1 protein-coding gene and 1 rRNA gene are annotated in these 485 nt (G+C 55.7%); both read left to right on the forward strand.

Features of this window, described 5'->3' with window-relative positions:
- Positions 1–62: ribosomal RNA gene (locus tag DF196_RS13135) — 16S ribosomal RNA — on the forward strand; the annotation flags it as partial.
- 82 nt (positions 63–144) lie between these two features.
- A complete protein-coding gene (locus tag DF196_RS13610) occupies positions 145–438 on the forward strand; it encodes a hypothetical protein (protein WP_170115088.1) in 294 nt (97 codons plus the stop codon).
- The last annotated feature ends 47 nt before the right edge of the window (positions 439–485 follow it).

The following is a 485-nucleotide window of genomic DNA, read 5'->3' on the forward strand; positions in this document are numbered from 1 at the left end:
TGATTGGGACTAAGTCGTAACAAGGTAGCCGTACCGGAAGGTGCGGCTGGATCACCTCCTTTCTACGGAGTATTCAGGCTTCTGTTTGGAAGCCGGTGTGCGCCCCGCGTCCGCGACAGTCGCGGTTCGGTCGGGGTTGCTGGTGTGGAAGAGATCATGGGCTTGTCGCCCGCCGGTCGTGCGGTGGGTGTGGGAAGCGGTATGGATGCGCTTTTGGGCTCCCGGATCGCCACCCCAGGCCTTAGGGTCTGGTGCGGTCCGCTGCCCCATGGGTTTGGTCCCGGGCCTTGGTGCCTGGCGGCCCGATCGGTGGGTGCGTGGTGGTTTGAGAACTGGATAGTGGACGCGAGCAAGAAAGTTTCTTTTGATTCTTTTCTTGTTGTTGATTTCGTTTCGAACTCAAAGTTTTTTTTGTTGTTCGTTTCGATCGTTTTGTGATCGTTTGATGTGTTGATTTGTTGTCTGGGAGTCCAGAGTTAGCTGTT

This window comes from Bifidobacterium callitrichidarum (assembly GCF_003129905.1).
Taxonomy (GTDB): Bacteria; Actinomycetota; Actinomycetes; order Actinomycetales; family Bifidobacteriaceae; genus Bifidobacterium; species Bifidobacterium callitrichidarum.